Source organism: Citrobacter sp. Cb023 (assembly GCF_030336805.1).
Lineage (GTDB): Bacteria > Pseudomonadota > Gammaproteobacteria > Enterobacterales > Enterobacteriaceae > Citrobacter > Citrobacter braakii.
Map to the genome: position 1 here is coordinate 588,107 of NZ_JAOWCV010000038.1, position 23,072 is coordinate 611,178.

23 protein-coding genes and 1 riboswitch are annotated in these 23,072 nt (G+C 54.2%); of the genes, 12 read left to right on the plus strand and 11 right to left on the minus strand.

The window, feature by feature from the left end; all coding sequences use genetic code 11:
- Positions 1–226 precede the first annotated feature (226 nt).
- The 4 genes from OGW44_RS16625 (at position 227) to ybiJ (ending at position 4,136) form a co-directional block, all read left to right on the plus strand.
- Positions 227–2,512 carry a catecholate siderophore receptor Fiu gene (locus OGW44_RS16625; RefSeq protein WP_049043091.1) on the plus strand — a complete coding sequence of 762 codons (2,286 nt, stop codon included), beginning with the start codon at positions 227–229 and terminating at the stop codon, positions 2,510–2,512.
- 43 nt (positions 2,513–2,555) lie between these two features.
- Complete coding sequence (gene ybiX / locus OGW44_RS16630) at positions 2,556–3,233, plus strand: PKHD-type hydroxylase YbiX (RefSeq protein ID WP_149381114.1); 678 nt, start codon at positions 2,556–2,558, stop codon at positions 3,231–3,233.
- A gap of 75 nt (positions 3,234–3,308) precedes the next feature.
- Complete coding sequence (locus OGW44_RS16635) at positions 3,309–3,575, plus strand: DksA/TraR family C4-type zinc finger protein (protein WP_115190789.1); 267 nt, start codon at positions 3,309–3,311, stop codon at positions 3,573–3,575.
- Positions 3,576–3,875: 300 nt separating this feature from the next.
- The gene (ybiJ, locus tag OGW44_RS16640; protein ID WP_016152363.1) at positions 3,876–4,136 is read left to right on the plus strand and encodes a DUF1471 family protein YbiJ; all 261 of its coding nucleotides are present in this window, start codon (positions 3,876–3,878) and stop codon (positions 4,134–4,136) included.
- 98 nt (positions 4,137–4,234) lie between these two features.
- On the opposite strand, the gene OGW44_RS16645 is transcribed toward ybiJ, so the two are convergent.
- From OGW44_RS16645 to rhlE, 4 genes are all read right to left on the minus strand, one after another.
- Entirely contained in the window at positions 4,235–5,320 is a 1,086-nt protein-coding gene (locus OGW44_RS16645; RefSeq protein ID WP_185654311.1) for a malate/lactate/ureidoglycolate dehydrogenase, read from the minus strand.
- A gap of 161 nt (positions 5,321–5,481) precedes the next feature.
- On the minus strand, positions 5,482–6,450 hold the full coding sequence (ybiB, locus tag OGW44_RS16650) for a DNA-binding protein YbiB (RefSeq protein ID WP_046274638.1): 969 nt from the start codon (positions 6,448–6,450) through the stop codon (positions 5,482–5,484).
- Between the two features lie 29 nt (positions 6,451–6,479).
- The gene (gene dinG, locus OGW44_RS16655; RefSeq protein ID WP_046274637.1) at positions 6,480–8,630 is read right to left on the minus strand and encodes an ATP-dependent DNA helicase DinG; all 2,151 of its coding nucleotides are present in this window, start codon (positions 8,628–8,630) and stop codon (positions 6,480–6,482) included.
- 96 nt (positions 8,631–8,726) lie between these two features.
- Complete coding sequence (rhlE, locus tag OGW44_RS16660) at positions 8,727–10,070, minus strand: ATP-dependent RNA helicase RhlE (protein ID WP_047415258.1); 1,344 nt, start codon at positions 10,068–10,070, stop codon at positions 8,727–8,729.
- Positions 10,071–10,291: 221 nt separating this feature from the next.
- Here rhlE and cecR point away from each other — a divergent pair, with 221 nt between their 5' ends.
- The 5 genes from cecR to OGW44_RS16685 are packed head-to-tail and all read left to right on the plus strand — an operon-like array spanning position 10,292 to position 15,933.
- Entirely contained in the window at positions 10,292–10,969 is a 678-nt protein-coding gene (gene cecR, locus OGW44_RS16665; protein ID WP_016152358.1) for a transcriptional regulator CecR, read from the plus strand.
- On the plus strand, positions 10,966–11,961 hold the full coding sequence (gene hlyD, locus OGW44_RS16670; RefSeq protein WP_049043047.1) for a secretion protein HlyD: 996 nt from the start codon (positions 10,966–10,968) through the stop codon (positions 11,959–11,961). The genes cecR and hlyD overlap by 4 nt, the downstream gene beginning before the upstream one ends.
- The gene (locus tag OGW44_RS16675) at positions 11,954–13,690 is read left to right on the plus strand and encodes an ATP-binding cassette domain-containing protein (RefSeq protein ID WP_185654310.1); all 1,737 of its coding nucleotides are present in this window, start codon (positions 11,954–11,956) and stop codon (positions 13,688–13,690) included. Before hlyD ends, OGW44_RS16675 begins: the two co-directional genes overlap by 8 nt.
- Positions 13,683–14,816, plus strand: coding sequence for an ABC transporter permease (locus OGW44_RS16680; protein WP_185654309.1), 1,134 nt, complete (start codon positions 13,683–13,685; stop codon positions 14,814–14,816). The genes OGW44_RS16675 and OGW44_RS16680 overlap by 8 nt, the downstream gene beginning before the upstream one ends.
- Positions 14,817–14,826: 10 nt before the next feature.
- A complete protein-coding gene (locus OGW44_RS16685) occupies positions 14,827–15,933 on the plus strand; it encodes an ABC transporter permease (protein ID WP_185654308.1) in 1,107 nt (368 codons plus the stop codon).
- Here the strand turns inward: OGW44_RS16685 and OGW44_RS16690 are convergent.
- Entirely contained in the window at positions 15,895–16,305 is a 411-nt protein-coding gene (locus OGW44_RS16690; RefSeq protein ID WP_185654307.1) for a YbhQ family protein, read from the minus strand. The two genes, OGW44_RS16685 and OGW44_RS16690, sit on opposite strands and share 39 nt — an antisense overlap.
- A 131-nt stretch (positions 16,306–16,436) precedes the next feature.
- Here OGW44_RS16690 and OGW44_RS16695 point away from each other — a divergent pair, with 131 nt between their 5' ends.
- The 3 genes from OGW44_RS16695 to OGW44_RS16705 are packed head-to-tail and all read left to right on the plus strand — an operon-like array spanning position 16,437 to position 19,398.
- Positions 16,437–17,198, plus strand: a complete 762-nt coding sequence (locus tag OGW44_RS16695) for an endonuclease/exonuclease/phosphatase family protein (protein ID WP_181635791.1) — start codon at positions 16,437–16,439, stop codon at positions 17,196–17,198.
- Positions 17,195–18,436 carry a cardiolipin synthase ClsB gene (gene clsB, locus OGW44_RS16700; protein ID WP_049269841.1) on the plus strand — a complete coding sequence of 414 codons (1,242 nt, stop codon included), beginning with the start codon at positions 17,195–17,197 and terminating at the stop codon, positions 18,434–18,436. The genes OGW44_RS16695 and clsB overlap by 4 nt, the downstream gene beginning before the upstream one ends.
- Positions 18,436–19,398: a lysylphosphatidylglycerol synthase domain-containing protein gene (locus tag OGW44_RS16705; RefSeq protein ID WP_016152350.1), complete on the plus strand. Its 963-nt coding sequence runs from the start codon at positions 18,436–18,438 to the stop codon at positions 19,396–19,398. Before clsB ends, OGW44_RS16705 begins: the two co-directional genes overlap by 1 nt.
- Before the next feature lie 39 nt (positions 19,399–19,437).
- Here the strand turns inward: OGW44_RS16705 and OGW44_RS16710 are convergent, their stop codons facing one another.
- The 6 genes from OGW44_RS16710 to moaA all read right to left on the minus strand — a co-directional run bounded on the left by OGW44_RS16710 (position 19,438) and on the right by moaA (position 22,885).
- Positions 19,438–20,142, minus strand: a complete 705-nt coding sequence (locus tag OGW44_RS16710) for a Bax inhibitor-1/YccA family protein (RefSeq protein ID WP_003831536.1) — start codon at positions 20,140–20,142, stop codon at positions 19,438–19,440.
- A 41-nt stretch (positions 20,143–20,183) separates the two neighbouring features.
- A complete protein-coding gene (gene moaE / locus OGW44_RS16715; RefSeq protein WP_046274634.1) occupies positions 20,184–20,636 on the minus strand; it encodes a molybdopterin synthase catalytic subunit MoaE in 453 nt (150 codons plus the stop codon).
- A gap of 1 nt (position 20,637) precedes the next feature.
- The gene (moaD, locus tag OGW44_RS16720; RefSeq protein ID WP_016152348.1) at positions 20,638–20,883 is read right to left on the minus strand and encodes a molybdopterin synthase sulfur carrier subunit; all 246 of its coding nucleotides are present in this window, start codon (positions 20,881–20,883) and stop codon (positions 20,638–20,640) included.
- Positions 20,876–21,361, minus strand: a complete 486-nt coding sequence (gene moaC / locus OGW44_RS16725) for a cyclic pyranopterin monophosphate synthase MoaC (protein WP_003035188.1) — start codon at positions 21,359–21,361, stop codon at positions 20,876–20,878. The genes moaD and moaC overlap by 8 nt, the downstream gene beginning before the upstream one ends.
- Positions 21,362–21,363: 2 nt before the next feature.
- A complete protein-coding gene (moaB, locus tag OGW44_RS16730) occupies positions 21,364–21,876 on the minus strand; it encodes a molybdenum cofactor biosynthesis protein B (RefSeq protein WP_016152347.1) in 513 nt (170 codons plus the stop codon).
- A gap of 19 nt (positions 21,877–21,895) precedes the next feature.
- Entirely contained in the window at positions 21,896–22,885 is a 990-nt protein-coding gene (gene moaA, locus OGW44_RS16735; RefSeq protein ID WP_016152346.1) for a GTP 3',8-cyclase MoaA, read from the minus strand.
- Positions 22,873–23,018, minus strand: a riboswitch (molybdenum cofactor riboswitch). It overlaps the preceding gene by 13 nt.
- Positions 23,019–23,072: the final 54 nt, after the last annotated feature.

Genomic DNA, 23,072 nt, shown 5'->3' on the forward strand with positions numbered 1-23,072 from the left:
CGCTCAAATTGTAATCATCGTGTAGCAATTTTGAATCCAATGTAAATAAATGTATTTATTTTTGAATTAATGAATGCTAAAACGTCGCACTGATTAGTAATGCTTATCAAAATCATTATCAATTATACATTCACTCCCGCGAGGCCTGCAGGGTATAACATCCACAGAGATGTCCCTTCGCGCGAGTGAAACCGTCTACTCAAAAAATAATAAGTCACTCACTAACATGGATAAAAATCGCAATTTGCCTGCCAGTAGTTTTCATTCACTGACTTTTTTTGCCGGTCTGTGTATTGGCCTGTCTCCGGTAGCTCAGGCTGTCGCCGCGGGCGATCAAGATAAAAAACAAGAAGATACGTTGGTTGTTGAAGCGGCCAAACCTTCGTTATACGCCCCAACGCAGTCTGCCGACCCTAAGTTCTCCCGCCCGCTAGCGGATACAACCCGCACCATGACAGTGATTTCTGAGCAAGTGATTAAGGATCAAGGCGCAACCAATCTGACCGATGCGCTGAAAAACGTACCGGGCGTTGGCGCGTTTTTCGCCGGTGAGAACGGCAACTCCACTACCGGTGACGCGGTATACATGCGTGGTGCGGATACCTCGAACAGTATTTATATCGACGGTATCCGTGATATTGGCAGCGTTACGCGCGACACTTTCAATACCGAACAGGTTGAAGTGATCAAAGGCCCCTCCGGCACCGACTATGGCCGTAGCGCGCCAACGGGCTCCATCAATATGATCAGCAAACAGCCGCGCACCGACTCAGGGATCGATGCCTCGGCCAGCGTCGGTAGCGCCTGGTTCCGCCGTGGTACGCTGGACATTAACCAGGTCATCGGCGAGACCACCGCTGCACGGTTAAACCTGATGGGTGAAAAAACGCATGATGCCGGTCGCGATAACGTTAAGAATGAACGTTATGGTGTGGCCCCCTCGCTCGCCTTTGGCTTAGGCACTGAGAACCGACTGTATCTGAACTATCTGCATGTCACCCAGCACAACACCCCGGATGGCGGTGTCCCCACCATCGGTCTGCCGGGATATTCCGCGCCTTCCGCGGGGACTGCTGCACTGAATCAGTCAGGAAAAGTGGATACACATAACTTCTACGGTACCAACTCGGATTACGACGATTCGACGACCGATACTGCAACGATGCGTTTTGAACATGACCTGAACGACAGCACCACTATTCGCAACACCACCCGCTGGTCACGCATTAAGCAGGATTATCTGATGACGGCGGTGATGGGCGGCGCGACTAACATCACCCAACCCTCCAGCAGCGTCGACACCTGGACCTGGTCACGCCTGGCAAATACCAAAGATGTCAGCAATAAGATCCTGACCAACCAAACCAACCTGACCTCAAAATTTTACACCGGATCCATCGGTCACGACATCAGCACCGGCGTGGAGCTAACGCGTGAAACGCAAACCAACTATGGTGTAAACCCGATCACTCCGCCGTCGGTAAATATCTATCACCCCAACAGCAATGTGAATATCGGCGGATTGTCTCGTAACGGCGCTAATGCTAACGGGCAAACCGATACCTTCGGTGTATACGCGTTTGATACGCTACAGATTACCCGTGAGTTTGAACTAAACGGTGGTATTCGCCTCGACAATTATCGCACGGAATATGACAGCGCCACCGCTTGCGGCGCTTCTGGTCGCGGCGCGGTCGCGTGTCCGACAGGCGTGGCGAAAGGTTCTCCGGTCACCACCGTGGATACTGCCAAATCAGGCAATCTGGTGAACTGGAAAGCGGGCGCGCTGTATCACCTGACCGATAACGGTAACGTTTACATTAACTACGCCGTTTCTCAGCAACCGCCGGGCGGCAGCAACTTTGCCCTCGCTCAGGGCGGAAGCGGTAACAGTGCGAACCGTACCGATTTCAAACCGCAGAAAGCGAAAACCAGCGAGATCGGCACCAAATGGGAGGTGCTGGATAAGCGCCTGCTGTTAACTGCCGCGATTTTCCGTACGGATATTGAGAACGAAGTTGAGCAGAACGACGACGGCACATATTCCCAGTACGGGGAGAAGCGCGTTGAAGGTTACGAACTCTCGGTAGCAGGGAACATCACTCCCGCATGGCAGGTTATTGGGGGTTACACCCAGCAGCGCGCGACGATCCACAGCGGCAAAAACGTTGCTCAGGATGGTTCTTCATCCCTGCCGTACACGCCAGAACATGCGTTCACGCTGTGGAACCAGTATCAGGCTACCGATGATATCTCTGTTGGCGCGGGCGCTCGCTACGTGGGCAGTATGCATCGCGGTTCCGACGGGGCCGTGGGTACGCCATCCTACACCGAAGGTTACTGGGTCGCCGACGCGAAACTGGGTTATCGCGTGAATCGCAATCTCGATTTCCAGTTGAACGTCTATAACCTGTTCGACACCGATTATGTATCCTCCATTAACAAGAGCGGATACCGTTACCATCCGGGCGAGCCAAGAACCTTCCTGCTCACGGCAAATATGCATTTCTGATCTTTTACGTGGGGCGTAAGCCCCACTTTCAGGAGAAACACTGATGATGTATCACATTCCCGGCATTCTGTCGGCGCAGGATGTCGCCTGGTTTCGCGAACAACTGGACGCTGCCGACTGGGTTGATGGACGCGCAACCACCGGCGCTCAGGGTGCGCAGGTTAAAAACAACCAGCAGGTGGATACGCAAAGTGAGCGTTACAGCGTTTTACAACAGGCGGTACAAAACGCGGTGAAAAACAGCGCGTTATTCTTCGCCGCTGCATTACCGAAAACGCTTTCCACACCGCTGTTCAATCGCTACCAGCACAACGAGACCTACGGTTTTCACGTTGACGGCGCGGTGCGTAGTCATCCGCAAAACGGCTGGATGCGCACAGATCTTTCTGCCACCTTATTCCTGAGTAATCCCGACGATTATGAGGGAGGAGAGCTGCTGGTCAATGACACTTACGGCCAGCATGCGGTAAAACTTCCGGCAGGCGATCTGGTACTTTACCCTTCCAGCAGTCTGCACTGCGTTACGCCGGTGACCCGTGGTGTTCGGGTGGCATCCTTTATGTGGATCCAGTCGATGATCCGGGACGACAAAAATCGCGCCATGCTTTTTGAACTGGATAAAAACATCCAGTCCCTGAAGACACGTCATGGGGAGAGTAGCGAGATCCTGTCGCTTCTCAATCTCTACCATAACCTGCTGCGCGAATGGTCTGAAATCTGATACCGCTGACACGTGGTCGTTTTTCAGCCATCACATTCGCTATAGTTATTCTGTAGACATCAGCAGGAGGTAGGTATGGCATCCGGATGGGCAAATGACGACGCTGTTAACGAACAGATCAACAATACTATTGAAGATGCTGTTGCCCGCGCCCGCGGTGAGTTACCGACGGGGGAAAGTCTGTATGAATGCGAAGAATGTGGTAATCCAATCCCTCAGGCCAGACGGGAGGCCGTGCCCGGCGTACGCTTGTGCATCACATGCCAGCAGGATAAAGATTCACATAGCGCAGGATTTTCAGGATATAATCGCAGAGGTTCGAAAGACAGCCAGCTACGTTGACTTATCTTTACCGAAAGTTTCAGCGCATACGATTTCCTTTACGAGCACGCTTTTTTGCACTCTGTGTAGCAAAATGTGCCGTTGTCGGTTTCTCTGTAAAGCGCAATGACAAGAACTGTAAATCCCTCTTTCGAATTTATTAATATTCAATAAGTTATTTGTCATTCAATTTTTTTGATTGATGTCGTCAATTCTATTCGATTTTATCTCGCATAAAAAAACGTGATACTTCTCACATCGACGAAACAACGTCTTCTTAAAGAACACTGACTAACAGAACAAACCTGCGAGAAATTAATCATGAAAAATATCAAATTTGCTGTTGCCGCCATCGCTCTGTCTACCCTGTCATTTGGCGTTTTCGCTGCCGAGCCAGTTTCCTCTACTCAGGCGCAAAACATGAACAAAATTGGTGTGGTATCTGCTGACGGCGCCACCACGCTGGACGGCCTGGAAGCAAAACTGGCTGAAAAAGCGACTGCTGCTGGCGCAACGGGTTACAGCATCACTTCCGCTATCGGCAAAGACAAAATGAGCGGCACCGCGGTTATCTATAAATAACCGAAAGATTACCTGTACGACCCAATGCTCCAACCCTCATTGACCCTGTTTGTTACCCTTTGTTTGCCCGTCCGCCACTGGACGGGCTTTTTTTTTGCTTAGTGTTCCAGTCGTTGACGGAATTCCTGCAACACGGCGTCTGGCATCCCTATTTGCAACGCCGCCTCGCAAATCGCCTGCCAGCTTCCGGCATCCAGCGGAATACCTTGCTCCAGCCGTTCTTCACGAGTATTCACCTCCCACTCCCCTGGCAACAGGATCGGGGCATCTTCAGCATGTGGGGACGCTTTCACCCACTTAGCAAAGGCCGCGACCTGGTTGTCGCAGTCCGGCGCGCCAAACAGTTCCGGATTCATAATGATGGTCGTCATACAGTTAATGATGGCATCCGCGCTGGTCTGCAGGCTCTCTTCATGTGTGGTTTTACCACCAGAAAGCGCTCCCCCCATAATTTCGCACATTGCCGCCAGCGCATAACCTTTGTGTTGGGCGAAGGTCAGCAACGACCCCAGTGGAGAGACCTGCATTACGGCAGGATCGGTTGTGGGTACCCCATTAGCATCAATCAGGCATCCCGGAGCCACCGGCTCACCCTTGTGCCATGCCACACGGGTTTTGCCAAACGCGATGGCGCTGGTTGCATAGTCCAGCAACAACGGGAACGTATTTTTACGTGGGAACACCACACAGAAGGGGTTGGTGCCAAATCGACTATCGTGGCCATGAAACGGTGCGACCATCGGGATCCCTACCACATTCACAAAGTGCACCGAAACAAAACCCGCCGCAGCACATTGCTCCGCCCAGTAGCCAATGCGTCCAATATGGTGCGAATTATGTAATGCCACAGCAGCGATACCGTGCTGGCGCGCTTTTTCGATCCCAAGCGTAATTGCCTCGTGGGCCGCCACCTGACCAAATGCGCAGTCGCCGTCAAGCGTAATCACCGCTCCCGCATCGTTGACCACTTTGGCATGGCGGTTGATCTGCAGGTGTCCCTGCGAAAATGAGCGAATATAACTTGGGATCATGCCGATACCGTGGGAGTCGTGGCCGGCGAGGTTAGAGGCTATCAGATGATCGGCCACCAGTCGCGCCTCCAGCTCATTGCTTCCCATCTGGTGAAAAACGGCCTGGATAAAGGCGTGCAGCGTTGGCGCATGGAAGCGATGTCCACTGTTCATTGTTATCTCCTGTTGTGTCGCGTGTTGATTGTGGTTCTTATTTTTCAACAAACTATGCTGCGCCACAGCGCTCAGGAGATCAATAAACGTGCAGAAATTTCACGTTGCCGGAAAGCGTGAACCGACGGGACTGGCAAATGACCCGTCGGGAGAAAGAAAAATCAGAAGCTTTGCTCGACGCGGTCAAGTCCTTCAGCCAGCGTCGCGGATTCACCGGTTGCTACCAGGCAGCAGGCCATCTGGATTTTCAGCGATGCCGGAACCGGCTCACTGCCCGCCAGACAACGCTCAATCCAGCGCGCGGTAGTTTCCGGGTCTTTAGCCACCGGCAGTGGGACCGGCTCATCGGGCATCTCGCTCTGCCGGTCCTGTAGCACTCGCACGCCGGACGAATCTATCAGGCTTATCTGCGGGCAGCGCTGCGGGTTGGCGTACACTTCACCCTCGGTACCGTGCATCAACAGGGCACGCCCACCGATATCGCCGAAAAATTTCGCCACGCGCGATACGTATTCCGGGTGAGAAACGCTGGAAAGACGCAGCGCGGCATCTTCGGCAAACGGCGTGGCTAATTTAGCCAGCGTATGCGCACTGTTACGCACGCCCATTCGCCAGCGCATCGCCAGCTGTTTTTCCAGCGGAGGACACAGCGCACTCACCGGGATAAACACCGGCTCATGACCATCCAGCTTTGCCTGCGCCTGCCCGGCATGCAGCGTTGGCGCAATCCCCATCAGTTCGAAAATGGTTTCAGTCAGCACGCGGGTTGGATCCTCGCTGACACCGTGCACCACCACCGGGAAGCCCAGTTTATGCAGTAAAATCGCCAGCAGCGGAGTCAAATTTGCCTGCTTGCGCGCGCCATTGTAGCTGGGAATGACAATCGGCATGGGTTTGGCCACTGGCGGAGTCAGGCGAATGGTGTGGTTCTGCATCGCTTCGTAAAAGCCCAGCATCTCCGCTTCGCCTTCGCCTTTAATTCGCAGCGCAATCAGTACACCGCCCATCTCAAGATCGGGCACCTCGCCGTTCATCATATGGGTATACAGTCCGCGAGCAGTATCCTTATCCAGGTCACGCGCGTGATTTTTTCCTCGCCCAATCTCTTTGATGATTTTGCGGTAATCCATCGATAACTCCTTGCCTGTTGCTCGCATCGTTAACGCCGACGGCGACGCGTGGGTTTCGCTTTTTCTTTTGGTTTTACTATAACGTCTGGCACAGCAGGTTGCTCTATCGGAAATATGGGTAATGCGTTCAGTAAACGCTTGCCATAGCTTTTGGTCAATAAACGCTTGTCATAAATAACCACTTCTCCCCAGCAGCCGTGGCTACGAATGAGTCGCCCAACCTGCTGGATCAAATTGAATGACGCCGCGGGCAAGCTCTGCACCTCAAAGGGGTAGCGGTTCAGGCTTTTCAGCCACTCGCCCTCGGTGATCACCACCGGGCTGTCGATAGGCGGAAAAGCAATTTTGTGAATATGCACCTGGGTCAGCAAGTCGCCTTTCAAATCCAGACCTTCGGCAAAAGATTGCAGCCCAATCAGTACGCTACGCTCGCCGTTGGTCACCCGCTTGCGGTGCAGCTCCACCAGTCGATAGCGCGGCTGGTCGCCCTGTACCAGCAACAGCAGACGCAGATCGGTAACGTGCTCAAGAAAACGCTGCATTGCCCGACCGCTGGCAAAGAGTACCAGCATGCCCTGATGCTTTTTACTTTCCAGCTGTTCGCGGAAATAGGCGGCCATTTCCGCGATATGCTGCTCTTCGTTATCAATTGACGGTTCGTAGCGCATCTGTGGAATGACGATTTTGCCTTGCTCAACGTGATTAAACGGTGAATCCAGCGCGATAAACCGGTCCCCTGCTTTTTCTTTCAGCCCGCTCATCTCCTGCAAACGCGAGAAGCTGTTGAGCGAACGCAGCGTGGCGGAGGTCACGATAATATGCGGTACGCTGCGCCACAGCAGTCGTTCAAGCTGATCGCTCACACGGATCCCCACACAGTGGAACCAGACGTGGATCTGCCCGTCACGCACTTCGCGCGTCGCCCATTTACTCACCGGCGCGCCTGACGACTGCGCGAGCGAAGCCAGCCGCCACAGTTTGCTTTGCGCCTCAAACATGCCCAAAGCCCGATTCATCTGCAAAATAACCCTATGCAGACGCACAATATCGTGGGTGCCGGTTTTTTCGCTGAGATCGTTGAGGAACAGTTCCGCCAGACCGCGCAGCATTTCTGTTAGCTTCGCCAGACGCTGACAAATCTCCATCACTTCCGCAGGCAGTTCGCCCATCGCGAAGCGGTGTTCCGCCTCCTGGGTCGCAGGCATGTACAGATTAAGAATGTTATTGAGCGATGAAATCAGCTCATACAGTTCCTCACAGTGACCGTTCAGACGCTCGGCATTCGCCAGCGGCGGCGTGGTTTTTGGACGAAACTGTTCCAGGCAGGTGGCCACTAATTTGCAAAACAGATCCAACTGCAGTCGATACCAGGGGGCGCTGATTTCTGCGCTCATCTCCAGCGCATCGCGCGCGACGTCCGGCAAATGGTGACCTTCATCAAGAACCAGCAGCAGGTTCTTCGGCTCCGGCAAAACAGCTTCGCTTTCCATGGCTGCCATCACCAGCGCGTGGTTAGCCACCACCACTTCGGCTTCCTGAATCTCACGGCGGGCGACAAAAAAGGGGCATTCACGATAGTAGTGACAGTTACGATTCAAACAGCTGGCTTTATCAGTGCTCAGGCGCTGCCAGAGTCCGTCGTCGATAGCGATATCCGTGTGATCGCGCAGCCCGTCCCACTTGTAGCTATCGAGATCGCCTTTTAGCCTGGCGCAGCGCTTTTGTTCTTCCTGGTTGTTGGGCGTCAGGTCATCGTCGAGAAAGGCCAACAGATCCTGCTGATTGGGTTCGCTACTGGCCAGCGCCGCTAAATTACGCGGGCAGACATAACGCCCGCGACCAAACGCGGCGGTAAAACGCAGATCGGGGATAATTTTGCGCAGCAGCGGTAAATCTTTGCTGTAGATCTGATCCTGTAAAGCAACGTTGGCGGTACTGACCACCAGCGTTTTTTGTTCTTCACGCGCGATGGCAATACCGGGAATCAGGTACGACAGCGTTTTCCCCACCCCGGTCGGCGCTTCAATTGCCAGATGCCGCCCTTCTTCCCCAGTGAGCGTTTTCGCGACGTCAGCAATCATCTGCCGCTGCGGCGCACGGGGAATAAAGTCGGGGATCTGTTCCTGAAGCGCCTTATACCAGGCGGCAATTTGCGCTTTTAGCGCAGCCGTTAGTGCCATGAGAAAACCTGAAATACTGTATAAACAGCCACTATTGTGGCACTTTCTGATACGTGTCGCAAAAAGAAAAGCCCGACCTTTCGGCCGGGCTCGCAATTACTGCGCTGTAGACGGTTTGCGCGGACGGCGCGGTGGACGAGGCTTATCGCCCGCCGGTTTGCCTTCGCCGCTACGCGGTTTCGCTTTTGGCGCACCGCCATCCTGACGACGCGGCTGCTGACCACGCCCAGCGCCACCCTGACCGCGACCACCGCCGCCACGCTGCTGGCGACCATTCTGGATCGGCTCGGCTTTGATGGACGGGTCTGGCTCGTAGCCAGGCATCGCAATTCGCGGGATCTCTTTTTTCAGCAGCTTCTCGATGTCACGCAGCAGCTTGTGTTCATCAACGCACACCAGAGACAACGCTTCGCCGGTAGCGGCCGCACGACCGGTACGACCAATACGGTGCACATAATCTTCCGGGACGTTTGGCAGCTCGTAGTTCACCACATGCGGCAGCTCTTCAATATCCAGACCGCGCGCGGCAATATCGGTCGCCACCAGCACACGAATATCACCGGATTTAAAATCAGCCAGCGCACGCGTACGCGCCCCCTGAGATTTATTACCGTGGATCGCCGCGCTGCGAATGCCGTCTTTATTCAGCTGTTCCGCCAGATGGTTCGCACCATGTTTGGTACGGGTAAACACCAGCACCTGCTGCCAGTTGCCCTGACCGATCATCTGCGACAACAGTTCACGTTTACGCTTTTTATCAACAAAATGAACGTGCTGAGTCACCTGCTCTGACGCGGTATTACGGCGCGCCACTTCGATTTCCAGCGGATTGTGCAGCAGCTTTTCGGCCAGCGACTTAATATCATCAGAGAATGTTGCTGAGAACAGCAGGTTCTGGCGTTTTGCCGGCAGTTTCGCCAGAACGCGACGGATATCATGAATAAAGCCCATATCCAGCATGCGGTCAGCTTCATCCAGTACCAGAATCTCAACCTGATCCAGTTTCACCGCATTCTGGTGTTCCAGATCGAGCAAACGACCAGGCGTGGCGATCAGCACATCCACACCGCCGCGCAGCTTCATCATCTGCGGGTTAATGCTCACGCCGCCGAAGACCACCAGCGAGCGAATATTCAGATACTTACTGTAATCACGTACGTTTTCGCCAATCTGGGCCGCCAGTTCGCGGGTTGGCGTAAGGATCAGCGCACGCACCGGACGACGGCTTTTGCCATGCGGCTGATGGGTAATCAGGTGCTGCAACAGCGGCAGGGTAAAACCTGCCGTTTTCCCCGTACCGGTCTGGGCGCTAGCCATCAGATCGCGGCCTTCCAGCACGGCAGGGATCGCCTGCTGCTGAATAGGGGTAGGTTCACGGTAACCCTGCTCGGCAACGGCACGTAAAATATCAGGGTTTAAACCAAGGGAATCAAAAGACATAACAACTCCGAACCACCCTGACCGTTACCGGTGTCGTTTTCAGGGAGATACATATAATAAAGATGACAAAAACCACAATGTCATGAAGGGGCGGAGTGTAGCAGTTTTTGTGATGTGCCGCATAAATTATCCCTGCGCTGAAAAATAACGGTCCGGACTGGACAAGGTTACACATCAGTCATAATCTTAATCAATCGATTGATTAAGATCTGAGTCGTGCTATGAATACACCCACCATGACAACCAAAGGTGAACAGGCGAAAAATCAGCTTATTGCCGCCGCGCTGGCGCAGTTTGGCGAGTATGGTCTGCACGCCACTACTCGCGATATCGCCGCGCAGGCCGGGCAAAATATTGCTGCCATCACCTACTATTTTGGCTCAAAAGAGGATTTATATCTCGCCTGCGCCCAGTGGATTGCGGATTTTATCGGCTCACAGTTTCGCCCGCATGCTGAAGAAGCCGAGCGTCTGTTTGCTCAGCCGGAACCGGATCGTGGCGCGATGCGCGAACTGATCCTCCGCGCCTGCAAAAATATGATCATGCTGTTAACCCAGGACGATACCGTTAACCTGAGCAAATTTATTTCGCGCGAACAGCTTTCCCCCACCGCGGCTTATCAACTGGTGCACGACCAGGTTATCAATCCGCTACATACTCACCTGACGCGCCTGATTGCTGCCTATACCGGCGGCGATGCCAACGATACCCAAATGATCCTGCACACCCACGCCCTACTCGGCGAGGTACTGGCCTTTCGTCTGGGGAAAGAAACCATTCTGTTGCGTACGGGCTGGTCACAATTTGATGAGGATAAAACCGCGCTGATTGACCAAACGATCACCTGTCACATCGATCTTATTCTGCAAGGTTTAACGCAAAGGAGTCTGGAGTCATGAAAAAACCTGTCGTTCTCGGGCTGGTCATCGCGGCCCTCGTTGCCGTGATTGCCGGTGGAACGTGGTGGTATCAAAGTCGGCAAGATAACGGTCTGACGCTGTACGGCAATGTCGATATACGTAGCGTCAACCTGAGTTTTCGCGTCGGCGGCAGGCTGGCCTCGCTAGCGGTTGACGAAGGCGATGCCATTACCGCCGGTCAGGTGCTGGGCGAACTGGACCGTGCACCGTATGAAAACGCATTAATGCAGGCAAAAGCGAATGTTGCCGCCGCGCAGGCGCAATACGATCTGATGCTGGCAGGGTATCGTGAAGAAGAGATCGCGCAAACCGCAGCGGCAGTCAAACAGGCGCAGGCAGCCTATGATTACGCGCAAAACTTTTACAATCGGCAGGTGGGATTGTGGAAAAGCCGCACTATCTCCGCCAACGATCTGGAAAACGCCCGTTCATCACGCGATCAGGCGCTGGCCTCTCTGAAGTCCGCACAGGATAAACTCACCCAATACCGCAGCGGTAATCGTGTGCAGGACATTGAGCAGGCGAAAGCCACGCTCGAACAAGCTCAGGCCGAGCTGGCCCAGGCAGAGCTTAATTTGCATGACACCACGCTGACCTCGCCGTCTGACGGCACGTTACTCACCCGTGCGGTCGAACCCGGCAGCATGTTGAACGAAGGGGGCACGGTACTGACGCTGTCACTCACGCGTCCGGTATGGGTTCGCGCCTACGTTGACGAACAAAATCTAAGCGAGGCGCAGCCAGGACGCGAAATCCTGCTTTACACCGATGGCCGTCCGGACAAACCGTATCACGGTAAAATCGGCTTCGTGTCGCCCACCGCGGAGTTTACCCCAAAAACAGTCGAGACCCCTGACCTGCGCACCGACCTGGTTTATCGCCTGCGTATTGTGGTGACCGACGCGGACGATGCGCTGCGCCAGGGAATGCCGGTAACGATAAAGTTCAGCGATGAGGCACGGCATGAATGACGCCGTCATTACGCTGAATGGACTGACGAAAAACTTTGCCGGAATGGATAAACCGGCCGTCGCCCCGCTCGACTGTACCGTTCATGCGGGCTACGTGACCGGGCTGGTCGGGCCGGATGGTGCTGGCAAAACCACGCTGATGCGAATGCTGGCAGGGCTGTTGAAACCCGACGCCGGTAGCGCAACGGTAATTGGTTTTGATCCCATCAAAGACGACAGCGCGCTGCATGCGGTACTGGGTTACATGCCGCAGAAATTTGGTCTGTATGAAGATTTGACCGTCATGGAGAACCTTAATCTCTATGCAGATTTACGTAGCGTTACCGGTGAAGCGCGAGAAAAAACCTTTGCCCGACTACTGGAATTTACCTCGCTGGGGCCGTTTACCGGACGACTGGCCGGCAAGCTTTCCGGCGGCATGAAGCAGAAGCTCGGACTTGCCTGTACGCTGGTCGGTGAACCCAGCGTGTTACTGCTGGATGAGCCTGGCGTGGGCGTCGACCCTATTTCCCGTCGCGAACTGTGGCAAATGGTTCATGAGCTGGCCGGGGACGGCATGCTGATCCTCTGGAGCACTTCGTATCTGGATGAAGCTGAACAATGCCGTGATGTGCTGCTGATGAACGAAGGTGAATTGCTGTATCAGGGCGATCCCACTCAGCTTACGCAAACCATGTCGGGTCGCAGCTTCCTGATGAGCAGTTCGCAGGAAAATAACCGCCGACTTCTGCAACGCACGTTAAAACTGCCGCAGGTTAGCGACGGGATGATTCAGGGGAAATCCGTCCGCTTAATCCTGAAAAAAGAAGCGACGGCCCAGCAGATTCAAAACGCTGACGGCATGCCGGAGATAACCATCAACGAAACCGCCCCCCGCTTCGAGGATGCCTTTATCGATTTACTCGGCGGAGCCGGAACATCGGAGTCCCCGCTGGGCGCTATCCTGCATACCGTGGAAGGCACGCCAGGTGAAACGGTGATCGAAGCCAAAGCGCTGACCAAAAAATTTGGCGATTTTGCCGCTACCGACCACGTAGACTTTGCCGTGCAGCGCGGCGAGATTTTTGGTTTGTTAGGACCCAACGGCGCGGGCAAATCCACCACCTTTAAAATAATGTGCGGCCTGCTGGTCCCCACCTCGGGTAAAGCACTGGTGCTGGACATGGACCTGAAGGTCAGCTCCGGTAAAGCGCGTCAGCATCTGGGTTATATGGCACAGAAATTCTCCCTGTATGGCAACCTGACGGTTGAACAGAATCTGCGCTTTTTCTCCGGCGTCTACGGCCTGCGCGGTCGGGCGCAGAAGGAGAAAATCGAGCGGATGAGCGAGGCATTCGGCCTGAAGAGTATCGCCTCCCACGCCACCGACGAACTGCCGCTGGGCTTTAAACAGCGCCTGGCGCTGGCCTGTTCGCTGATGCATGAACCCGACATTCTGTTCCTCGATGAACCCACTTCCGGGGTCGATCCTCTCACCCGTCGGGAGTTCTGGTTACATATCAACAGCATGGTGGAAAAAGGCGTCACGGTGATGGTGACCACCCACTTTATGGATGAGGCAGAATACTGCGATCGCATCGGGCTGGTGTATCGCGGAAAACTGATTGCCAGCGGTACGCCGGACGACCTGAAAGCTCAGGCTGCTGACAGTGAGACGCCAGACCCGACCATGGAACAGGCCTTTATCACGCTAATCAATGACTGGGATAAGGAGCATACGCATGAGTAACTCCGTTCTCTCCTGGCGTCGCGTACGCGCGCTGTGTGTGAAAGAGACGCGCCAGATCGTCCGCGATCCCAGCAGTTGGCTGATTGCGGTGGTGATCCCGCTGCTGCTGCTGTTTATCTTCGGCTACGGGATCAACCTCGACTCCAGCAAGCTGCGGGTAGGGATTTTGCTCGAACAGCAAAGCGAAGAGGCGCTGGATTTTACCCATACCATGACCGGTTCACCGTATATTGACGCCACCATCAGCGATAACCGTCAGGAATTGATTGAGAAAATGCAGGCCGGGCGCATTCGCGGGCTGGTGGTGATCCCGGTGGATTTCGCCCAGCAGATGGCGCGACCCAACGACGTGGCGCCAATTCAGGTGATCACCGACGGTAGTGAACCGAATACCGCTAACTTTGTACAGGGTTATGTCGAAGGCATCTGGCAGATTTGGCAACAACAGCGGGCGGAAGATCGCGGAGAATCATTTGAACCTTTGATCGACGTGCAGACCCGCTACTGGTTTAACCCGGCGGCCATCAGCCAACATTTTATTATTCCCGGGGCGGTAACCATCATCATGACGGTCATTGGCGCTATCCTCACCTCATTAGTGATGGCGCGCGAATGGGAGCGCGGAACCATGGAAGCGCTGTTGTCTACCGAAGTCACCCGCGTCGAACTGCTGCTGTGCAAACTGATCCCCTATTACTTTTTGGGCATGCTGGCGATGCTGCTGTGTATGCTGGTGTCGGTGTTTATTCTCGGCGTGCCTTATCGCGGTTCGTTGCTGATCCTGTTTTTCATTACCAGCCTGTTTCTGCTCAGCACGCTCGGCATGGGGTTGCTTATCTCCACCATCACCCGCAACCAGTTTAACGCCGCGCAGGTCGCGCTAAACGCCGCCTTCCTGCCCTCGATTATGCTGTCGGGATTTATCTTCCAGATAGACAGCATGCCGGCGATTATCCGGGCAGTAACCTATATTATTCCGGCTCGTTATTTCGTCAGCACCCTACAAAGCCTGTTTCTGGCGGGAAATATTCCGGTGGTGCTGATTATCAACGTGCTGTTTTTAATCGCTTCGGCGGTGATGTTTATTGGCCTGACGTGGCTTAAAACCAAACGTCGGCTGGATTAAGGGGACGGGCATGTTTCATCGCTTATGGACATTAATTCGTAAAGAGCTGCAATCGCTGTTACGTGAACCGCAGACGCGAGCCATTCTGATTTTACCTGTGCTGATTCAGGTTATTCTGTTCCCGTTCGCGGCCACGCTGGAAGTCACCAACGCCACTATCGCTATCTATAACGAAGACAACGGTAAACATTCGGTGGAACTAACCCAGCGCTTCGCTCGCGCCAGCGCCTTTACGCACGTTCTGCTGCTGAAAAGCCCGCAGGAGATCCAGCCCACCATCGACACGCAAAAAGCCCTGTTGCTGGTGCGCTTCCCGGCCAACTTTTCGCGTAATCTGGATACCTTCCAGCAGGCTCCCATGCAGATTATTCTCGACGGGCGTAACTCTAACAGTGCGCAAATTGCCGCGAATTATCTGCAGCAGATCGTTAAGGAGTATCAGCAGGAGCTGATGGACGGCAAGCAGAAACCGAACAACAGCGAGCTGGTGGTGCGTAACTGGTATAACCCGAATCTGGATTACAAATGGTTTGTGGTTCCGTCGCTGATCGCCATGATCACCACCATCGGCGTCATGATCGTCACTTCGCTCTCGGTTGCCCGTGAGCGCGAGCAAGGCACGCTGGATCAGTTGCTGGTCTCCCCGCTTACCACCTGGCAGATATTCATCGGTAAAGCGGTGCCCGCGTTAATTGTGGCAACGTTTCAGGCCACCATTGTGCTGGCGATCGGCATCTGGGCTTATCACATCCCCTTTGCCGGTTCACTGGCGCTGTTCTATTTCACGATGGTGATTTACGGGCTGTCGCTGGTCGGCTTTGGTCTGCTGATTTCATCACTGTGCGCCACCCAGCAGCAGGCATTTATCGGCGTGTTTGTGTTTATGATGCCGGCGATTTTACTTTCAGGCTACGTCTCGCCGGTCGAAAATATGCCGGTCTGGCTACAGAATCTGACGTGGATAAACCCAATCCGCCATTTTACGGACATCACGAAACAGATTTACCTGAAGGATGCGAGTCTGCAGATTGTGTGGGGAAGTTTGTGGCCGCTGTTGGTAATAGCGGCCACGACCGGCTCAGCGGCGTATGCGATGTTTAGACGCAAGGTGATGTAGCTTTTTCTCTTTCGCCAACAGCGAGACCACGGCGGGTCCGGCAAGGATCACCAGCCCCGCCAGGGCCAGCAAGACGTTGTTTTGCAGCACGCGCGACAGCAACCACAGTACGATCATCGCGGCACCGAAATACCACGTGGTAGTCAGCTCTTCCAGCACATCAGCTACGTCGCGCCAGCGCTGTTCATGGTGACGTTGCAAGGCCAGCATTAATAAAACCGTTACGCCGTAAACGACGCATAATCCCAGGCCGACGCGCACCAGCGTACCGCTCATCCAGCCCATTACCAGCAACGCCACTACCAGTAAATGCAACACAATCTGCCAGCAACTTAGACCCGTTGCGACACGAACACGTTGTTGCCACCTCATGGCTTTTCTCCTGAAGGATTTTCAACTAATTATTCAGAGTACCGGACTTTACGAAAAATTCCGCAACACCGCATCTTTTTGTGACGACGACTACACTATTTTATTTAGGAAGTGACGCCAACGGGAGGCTCATGAGCGGATCGGGAGTTCAATTTTCATTCAATGTGCTCACTATTAATACTCACAAAGGGTTCACCGCCTTCAACCGGCGTTTTATTTTGCCTGAGCTACGGGAGGCTGTCAGAACGGTCGGTGCAGATATTGTGTGCCTGCAGGAAGTCATGGGCGCGCACGATGCTCACTCGCTGCAGATTGAGAACTGGCCGGATACCACCCACTACGAATTTCTGGCGGACACCATGTGGAGCGACTTCGCCTACGGGCGTAACGCCGTGTACCCGCAAGGGCATCACGGTAACGCGGTGTTGTCGCGTTATCCTATTGAACATTATGAAAATCGCGATGTGTCCGTCGGCGCGAGTGAAAAGCGCGGGGTCCTTTACTGCCGCATCGTGCCGCCAATGCTCTCGCACCCAATCCATGTCATGTGCGTGCATCTCGGTTTGCGTGAAGCACACCGCCAGGCCCAGCTCGCTATGCTGGCTGACTGGGTCAATGCCCTGCCCGACGCGGAGCCCGTGGTGATCGCCGGAGATTTTAACGACTGGCGGCAAACGGCCAATCACCCGTTGAAAGCCAGGGCCGGCCTTGACGAGATTTTTACCCGCGCCCACGGTCGCCCGGCGCGGACGTTTCCGGTGCAGTTTCCCCTGCTGCGTCTGGACAGGATCTATGTGAAAAACGCGAATGCCAGTACCCCAACGACGCTGGCGCTGCGTCACTGGCGACATTTGTCCGATCATGCCCCCCTGAGTGCGGAGATTCGTTTATGAAAAATGGCTGGCGTGAAGGCAATCAAATTCAACTACTGGAAAACGGCGATCAATACTATCCCGCCGTCTTTGACGCCATTGCACAGGCACAGAAAAAAATTATCCTTGAGACTTTTATCTGGTTTGAAGATGCGGTCGGAAAACAGCTGCATGCCGCCTTGCTCGGCGCCGCCCAGCGCGGAATCAAAGCAGAGGTGTTGCTGGACGGTTACGGCTCGCCGGATCTTAGCGACAGTTTTGTCGAAGAGTTGACCGTAGCAGGCGTTGTTTTCCGCTACTACGATCCGCGCCCGCGTCTGTTCGGTATGCGCACCAATCTCTTTCGCCGTATGCATCGCAAAATTGTGGTCATTGATGATCGTGTTGCCTTTGTCGGCGGTATTAATTATTCCGCTGAACACATGTCTGATTACGGTCCCGAGGCCAAGCAGGATTACGCCGTTCGCGTGGAAGGTCCAGTCGTGGCCGACATCCTGAAATTCGTGCTGGATAACTTACCGGGACAGAGCGCCGTACGACGCTGGTGGCGACGTCATCACCGGGCAATTGAAAATCATCGGCCAGGCGAAGCGCAGGCGCTGTTTGTCTGGCGCGATAACGAAGAGCATCGCGATGATATTGAACGCCACTATTTGAAAATGCTGACCCAGGCCCGGCGGGAAGTGATCATTGCCAATGCCTATTTCTTTCCGGGTTATCGCCTGCTGCATGCCCTACGAAAAGCTGCGCGACGCGGCGTTCGGGTAAAACTCATCGTCCAGGGTGAACCGGATATGCCGATTGTGAAAGTGGGTGCCCGCCTGCTGTATAACTATCTGGTTAAAGGCGGCGTCCATGTCTATGAATACCGGCGTAAGCCCCTGCATGGTAAAGTCGCGCTGATGGACGATCATTGGGCGACGGTAGGTTCCAGCAATCTCGACCCGCTTAGTCTGTCGCTCAATCTGGAGGCAAATCTTATTATTCATGACCGCACGTTTAACCAGACCCTGCGTGACAACCTGAACCCCATTATTGCGCAGGACTGCAAGCGAGTTGATGAATCAATGCTGCCAAAACGCACCTGGTGGAACCTGACCAAAAGCGTGCTGGCCTTCCACTTTTTACGCCACTTCCCGGCGCTGGTCGGCTGGCTACCGGCGCATACCCCGCATCTGGCCGAGGTAGAACCACCCGCACAGCCAACTCTGGAAACCCAGGATCGTATTCCAACTGAGGATGCAGGAGGGGAAACCTGATGCCAAAAAACCACCGACGCTGGCGCTTAGCGAAAAAGATCCTCACATGGCTATTTTTTATTGCAGTCATCGTATTGCTGGTCGTTTATGCCAGTAAGGTCAACTGGCAGGAAGTATGGACGGTAATTCGCGATTACAATCGGATCGCCCTGCTCAGCGCCGTAGGGCTGGTGATCGTCAGTTATTTACTTTACGGCTGCTATGACTTGCTCGGGCGCTACTACTGCGGGCACAAGCTGGCAAAACGCCAGGTCATGCTGGTGTCGTTTATCTGTTACGCCTTCAACCTGACGTTAAGCACTTGGGTGGGCGGTATTGGGATGCGTTATCGTCTCTACTCGCGTCTCGGATTACCGGGGAGCACAATTACGCGAATTTTTTCACTGAGCATTACCACCAACTGGCTGGGCTATATTCTGCTGGGCGGTTTTATTTTCACTTTCGGCGTTGTTGAACTGCCCGCGCACTGGTATATCGATGAAGGTACGCTACGTCTCTTAGGCATTGCGCTGCTGCTGATGATTGTTGTTTATCTGTGGTTTTGCGCTTTCGCTAAACATCGCCACATCACCATCAAGGGCCAAAAACTAGTGCTGCCCTCCTGGAAATTTGCCCTCGCGCAAATGGCGATATCCGGTACTAACTGGATGGTAATGGGGGCGATTATCTGGCTGTTGCTGGGTCAGAATATCAACTATTTCTTCGTGCTGGGCGTACTACTGGTGAGCAGTATTGCCGGTGTTATCGTGCATATTCCGGCGGGGATTGGCGTGCTGGAGGCGGTCTTTATGGCGCTGCTGGCAGGAGAGAACACCTCTCAGGGGACAATCATTGCCGCCCTGCTCGCATATCGCGTGCTGTACTATTTTATTCCGCTGCTGCTGGCGCTGATGTGCTATTTGCTGCTGGAGAGCCGGGCGAAAAAGTTGCGGGTAAAAAACGAGAAGGCGATGGCGAAATGATTCACCGGATGGCGGCTTACGCCATCCGGCAACAGAGAGTTAACGACGATTGCCGAAGATACGCAGCAGCATCAGGAACAGGTTGATGAAGTCCAGATACAGCGTTAAGGCCCCAAGAATTGCGTATTTACGCAGATTTGAGCTGTCACGCAGGTCGATCTGCTCACCGATATTTTTCAGCTTCTGCGTGTCATAAGCGGTCAGGCCGACAAACACAATCACCCCAATATAGGTCACCGCCCACATCAGCGCTTCGCTCTTCAACCAGAAGTTAACCAGCGAGGCCAGCACAATACCGATCAGTGCCATAAACAGCATATTGCCGAAACCGCTGAGATCGCGTTTGGTGGTGTAGCCGTACAAACTCATGATCCCGAACATCCCGCCGGTGACCACGAAGGTGCTGGCGATAGACGAGTAGGTATAGACGATAAAAATGCTTGATAGCGTCAGCCCGGTTAATGCCGAATAGAGCATAAACAGCGTGGTCGCCATTCCCGCGCTGAGCCTTTGCACCATGCCGGACAGGACGAACACCAGCGCTAGCTGGGCGATGATCAGTCCAAAGAAGGTGATTTTGCTGGAGAAGACAAACATCATCACCGCGGGCGTATTTGCCGCATACCAGGCGATAAACGCCGTCAGCAACAATCCGCAGGTCATCCAGCCGTACACCTGCGCCATATACGTTTGCAGGCCGGAACGGGCCTGTACAATAGAATCGGATCGTGGGAATCGGTCCATGACAATCTCCTGAATCAGTATGAGCCTACACCAATTGTACTCTACCAGCGTTTTGCTGCTAGCTTATCGCTGTCGCGGGCATCAACCCAGCGCTCACCTTCTGGCGTGGCCTCGCGCTTCCAGAACGGTGCGCGGGTTTTCAGATAATCCATAATGAACTGCCCGGCATCAAACGCGCTGCTGCGATGCGCACTGGTCACGCCAACAAAAACGATTTCGTCACCCGGCCACAGTTCGCCAATGCGATGAATGACCGTTACTCGTCCCAGCGGCCAGCGCGCACGCGCTTCGTCGACAATCTCCGCCAGCGCTTTTTCGGTCATTCCCGGATAGTGTTCCAGCGTTAACGCCTGCACGCTATCGCCGAGATTGTGATTGCGGACTTTACCGGTGAAAGTGACCACCGCGCCATCTTCATCGCGTTCGGCCAGCCAGGGATACTCATCCCCGACGCTGAACGGCGCATGACCAACAACAATTCGCGTTTCAGCCATCTTAGCCTCCGGTTACCGGTGGGAAGAAAGCCACTTCGTCACCCGCATTAAGGGGATGGTCAAAACTGACCAGCGTCTGGTTTACCGCTGCCAGCAGCTTGCCGTCTTCCAGCGCCAACGCCCAGCGATCGCTTTTTGCCGCAAGACTCCGGCGCAGCGCTTCTACCGTTGCAAACTCAGCGGCGACCTCTATCGCATCCGTGTTCACCAATTCCCGTACCTGAGCAAAGAAAAGAACCTTAATCATGCGCATCCACCTTAAAATCTCCCGATTTACCGCCGCTTTTAGCCAGCAGACGCACCGGACCAATCACCATATCCTTTTGCACCGCTTTGCACATATCGTAGATGGTCAACGCTGCCACGGAGGCCGCCGTTAACGCTTCCATTTCGACGCCGGTTTTCCCGGTCAGGCGACACAGCGTTTCAATGCGTACGCGGTTGTGTTCCGGCTCGGCGTGCAGATTAACTTCAACCTTGCTCAACATCAGCGGATGGCACAGCGGGATAAGATCCCAGGTCCGTTTGGCGGCCTGAATACCGGCAATACGCGCCGTGGCGAAAACGTCGCCCTTATGGTGGCTGCCGTCGATAATCATCGCCAGCGTTTCGCTACGCATGGTCACGAATGCTTCTGCACGCGCCTCGCGTACGGTTTCCGCTTTGGCGGAGACATCCACCATATGCGCTTCGCCAGCGGCGTTAATATGAGTCAGTTGCGACATACTTATTTCTTCAAATGTGGGTGGAAATTACACGGACGCGTACGGGCATCGAGCTGCGGCGCAATGATATTTTCCCATGCGGTACGACACGCCTTAGTCGACCCAGGCATGGCGAAAATCAGCGTTTTGTTGGCCACTCCGGCAATCGCCCGGGATTGCAGCGTCGCGGTGCCAATCTCTTCAAACGACAGCATACGGAATACTTCACCAAACCCTTCGACTTCTCTGTCGAACAGCGGTTGCAGCGCTTCTGGCGCCTGGTCCCCTTCGGTTAAGCCCGTGCCGCCTGTAATGAGCACAACCTGCACATCCTCACTGGCAATCCATGCAGAAACCTGGGCGCGAATGGCGTAGCGGTTCTCTTTGACAATCGCCTTGTCGACAATCTGATGACCCGCCTCTTGCGCCGAGTCACGCAGATAATGGCCGGAGGTGTCATCTTCTTCGCCGCGACGGTTGGAAACAGTAAGAATAGCAATGCGTGTCGGGATAAATTCAGCGCTTACCTGACTCATGAAAAACTCCTTTTAGCGATCAGCCGCCAATGTAAGATAAGTTTTGCGTAATACCGGTATTGTTCTGATGCAGGAAATGAGTCTGCTTTTTCTCCAGCAGCGCGGCTGAAATGCGTTCTTCCAGCGCCGACTGCTGAGCGTCATCTTCCAGCAAATCACGCAGGCTTACGCCGCCTTCACCAAATAAACACAGATGCAGCTTGCCGACAGAGGAAACGCGCAGACGGTTGCAGGTGGCGCAGAAGTCTTTCTCATAAGGCATGATCAGACCAATTTCACCAGCATAGTCAGGATGACAGAAAACCTGAGCCGGGCCGTCGCTGCGCTGTCGGATCTGGTGGATCCAGCCGCGACGCAGCAGCTCATCGCGCAGGACCTGGCCTGAGATATGGTGTTTACGGAAGAGAGAGCTGCCCTCGCCCGTTTCCATCAGTTCAATAAAGCGTAGTTGGATAGGACGGGGCTGAACCCACGCCAGGAAGGTGTCCAGTTGATGATGGTTTACGTCGCGCATCAGCACGGTATTGACTTTCACTTTTTCAAAACCCGCATCAAAGGCGGCGTCAATGCCTGCCATCACCTGCTGAAATTTGTCCTGCCCGGTAATGGCGTGAAACTGACGGGCATCGAGGCTGTCGACGCTGACGTTAAGTGCGGTCAGTCCGGCATCGCGCCAGGCAGCGGCATCACGCGCCAGACGATAACCATTAGTGGTCACCGCAATCTGACGGATGGCGTGGTTTTCGCGCACGGCGGCGATAATGTCGGTAAAGTCGCGACGCAATGAAGGTTCGCCCCCTGTCAGACGCACTTTTTCCGTTCCCAGACTGGCGAACGCGCGCGTGACGCGGCGAATTTCATCAACGGTCAAAAAGCCGTTATTGGTGACACCGCCGGGCTTATAGCCATCCGGCAGGCAGTAGGTGCAACGAAAGTTACACACATCGGTAATCGACAAACGTAAGTAGTAAAACTTACGTGCGAAAGCATCGGTAAGTTGAGAGCCCATGTACACCTTTCCAAATACGGGAGACGTAGTCATTTCTTCCTACGCCCTGGTGACAAACTTATTCAAGTATTGTCACGGCCAAAGCACCGTATCATTTGACCCAGGTGCAGAGGCTAGAGTGTTTATTCTCGTCATACTTCAAATTGCAGAAGCGTGGGCTTTGTTCATTCACCCCAGTCACGTACTT

Coding starts and splice junctions, on each gene's coding strand:
- OGW44_RS16625 (WP_049043091.1), top strand. CDS start 227: ATGGATAAAAATCGCAATTTGCCTGCCAGTAGTTTTCATTCACTGACT.
- ybiX (WP_149381114.1), top strand. CDS start 2,556: ATGATGTATCACATTCCCGGCATTCTGTCGGCGCAGGATGTCGCCTGG.
- OGW44_RS16635 (WP_115190789.1), top strand. CDS start 3,309: ATGGCATCCGGATGGGCAAATGACGACGCTGTTAACGAACAGATCAAC.
- ybiJ (WP_016152363.1), top strand. CDS start 3,876: ATGAAAAATATCAAATTTGCTGTTGCCGCCATCGCTCTGTCTACCCTG.
- OGW44_RS16645 (WP_185654311.1), bottom strand. CDS start 5,320: ATGAACAGTGGACATCGCTTCCATGCGCCAACGCTGCACGCCTTTATC.
- ybiB (WP_046274638.1), bottom strand. CDS start 6,450: ATGGATTACCGCAAAATCATCAAAGAGATTGGGCGAGGAAAAAATCAC.
- dinG (WP_046274637.1), bottom strand. CDS start 8,630: ATGGCACTAACGGCTGCGCTAAAAGCGCAAATTGCCGCCTGGTATAAG.
- rhlE (WP_047415258.1), bottom strand. CDS start 10,070: ATGTCTTTTGATTCCCTTGGTTTAAACCCTGATATTTTACGTGCCGTT.
- cecR (WP_016152358.1), top strand. CDS start 10,292: ATGAATACACCCACCATGACAACCAAAGGTGAACAGGCGAAAAATCAG.
- hlyD (WP_049043047.1), top strand. CDS start 10,966: ATGAAAAAACCTGTCGTTCTCGGGCTGGTCATCGCGGCCCTCGTTGCC.
- OGW44_RS16675 (WP_185654310.1), top strand. CDS start 11,954: ATGAATGACGCCGTCATTACGCTGAATGGACTGACGAAAAACTTTGCC.
- OGW44_RS16680 (WP_185654309.1), top strand. CDS start 13,683: ATGAGTAACTCCGTTCTCTCCTGGCGTCGCGTACGCGCGCTGTGTGTG.
- OGW44_RS16685 (WP_185654308.1), top strand. CDS start 14,827: ATGTTTCATCGCTTATGGACATTAATTCGTAAAGAGCTGCAATCGCTG.
- OGW44_RS16690 (WP_185654307.1), bottom strand. CDS start 16,305: ATGAGGTGGCAACAACGTGTTCGTGTCGCAACGGGTCTAAGTTGCTGG.
- OGW44_RS16695 (WP_181635791.1), top strand. CDS start 16,437: ATGAGCGGATCGGGAGTTCAATTTTCATTCAATGTGCTCACTATTAAT.
- clsB (WP_049269841.1), top strand. CDS start 17,195: ATGAAAAATGGCTGGCGTGAAGGCAATCAAATTCAACTACTGGAAAAC.
- OGW44_RS16705 (WP_016152350.1), top strand. CDS start 18,436: ATGCCAAAAAACCACCGACGCTGGCGCTTAGCGAAAAAGATCCTCACA.
- OGW44_RS16710 (WP_003831536.1), bottom strand. CDS start 20,142: ATGGACCGATTCCCACGATCCGATTCTATTGTACAGGCCCGTTCCGGC.
- moaE (WP_046274634.1), bottom strand. CDS start 20,636: ATGGCTGAAACGCGAATTGTTGTTGGTCATGCGCCGTTCAGCGTCGGG.
- moaD (WP_016152348.1), bottom strand. CDS start 20,883: ATGATTAAGGTTCTTTTCTTTGCTCAGGTACGGGAATTGGTGAACACG.
- moaC (WP_003035188.1), bottom strand. CDS start 21,361: ATGTCGCAACTGACTCATATTAACGCCGCTGGCGAAGCGCATATGGTG.
- moaB (WP_016152347.1), bottom strand. CDS start 21,876: ATGAGTCAGGTAAGCGCTGAATTTATCCCGACACGCATTGCTATTCTT.
- moaA (WP_016152346.1), bottom strand. CDS start 22,885: ATGGGCTCTCAACTTACCGATGCTTTCGCACGTAAGTTTTACTACTTA.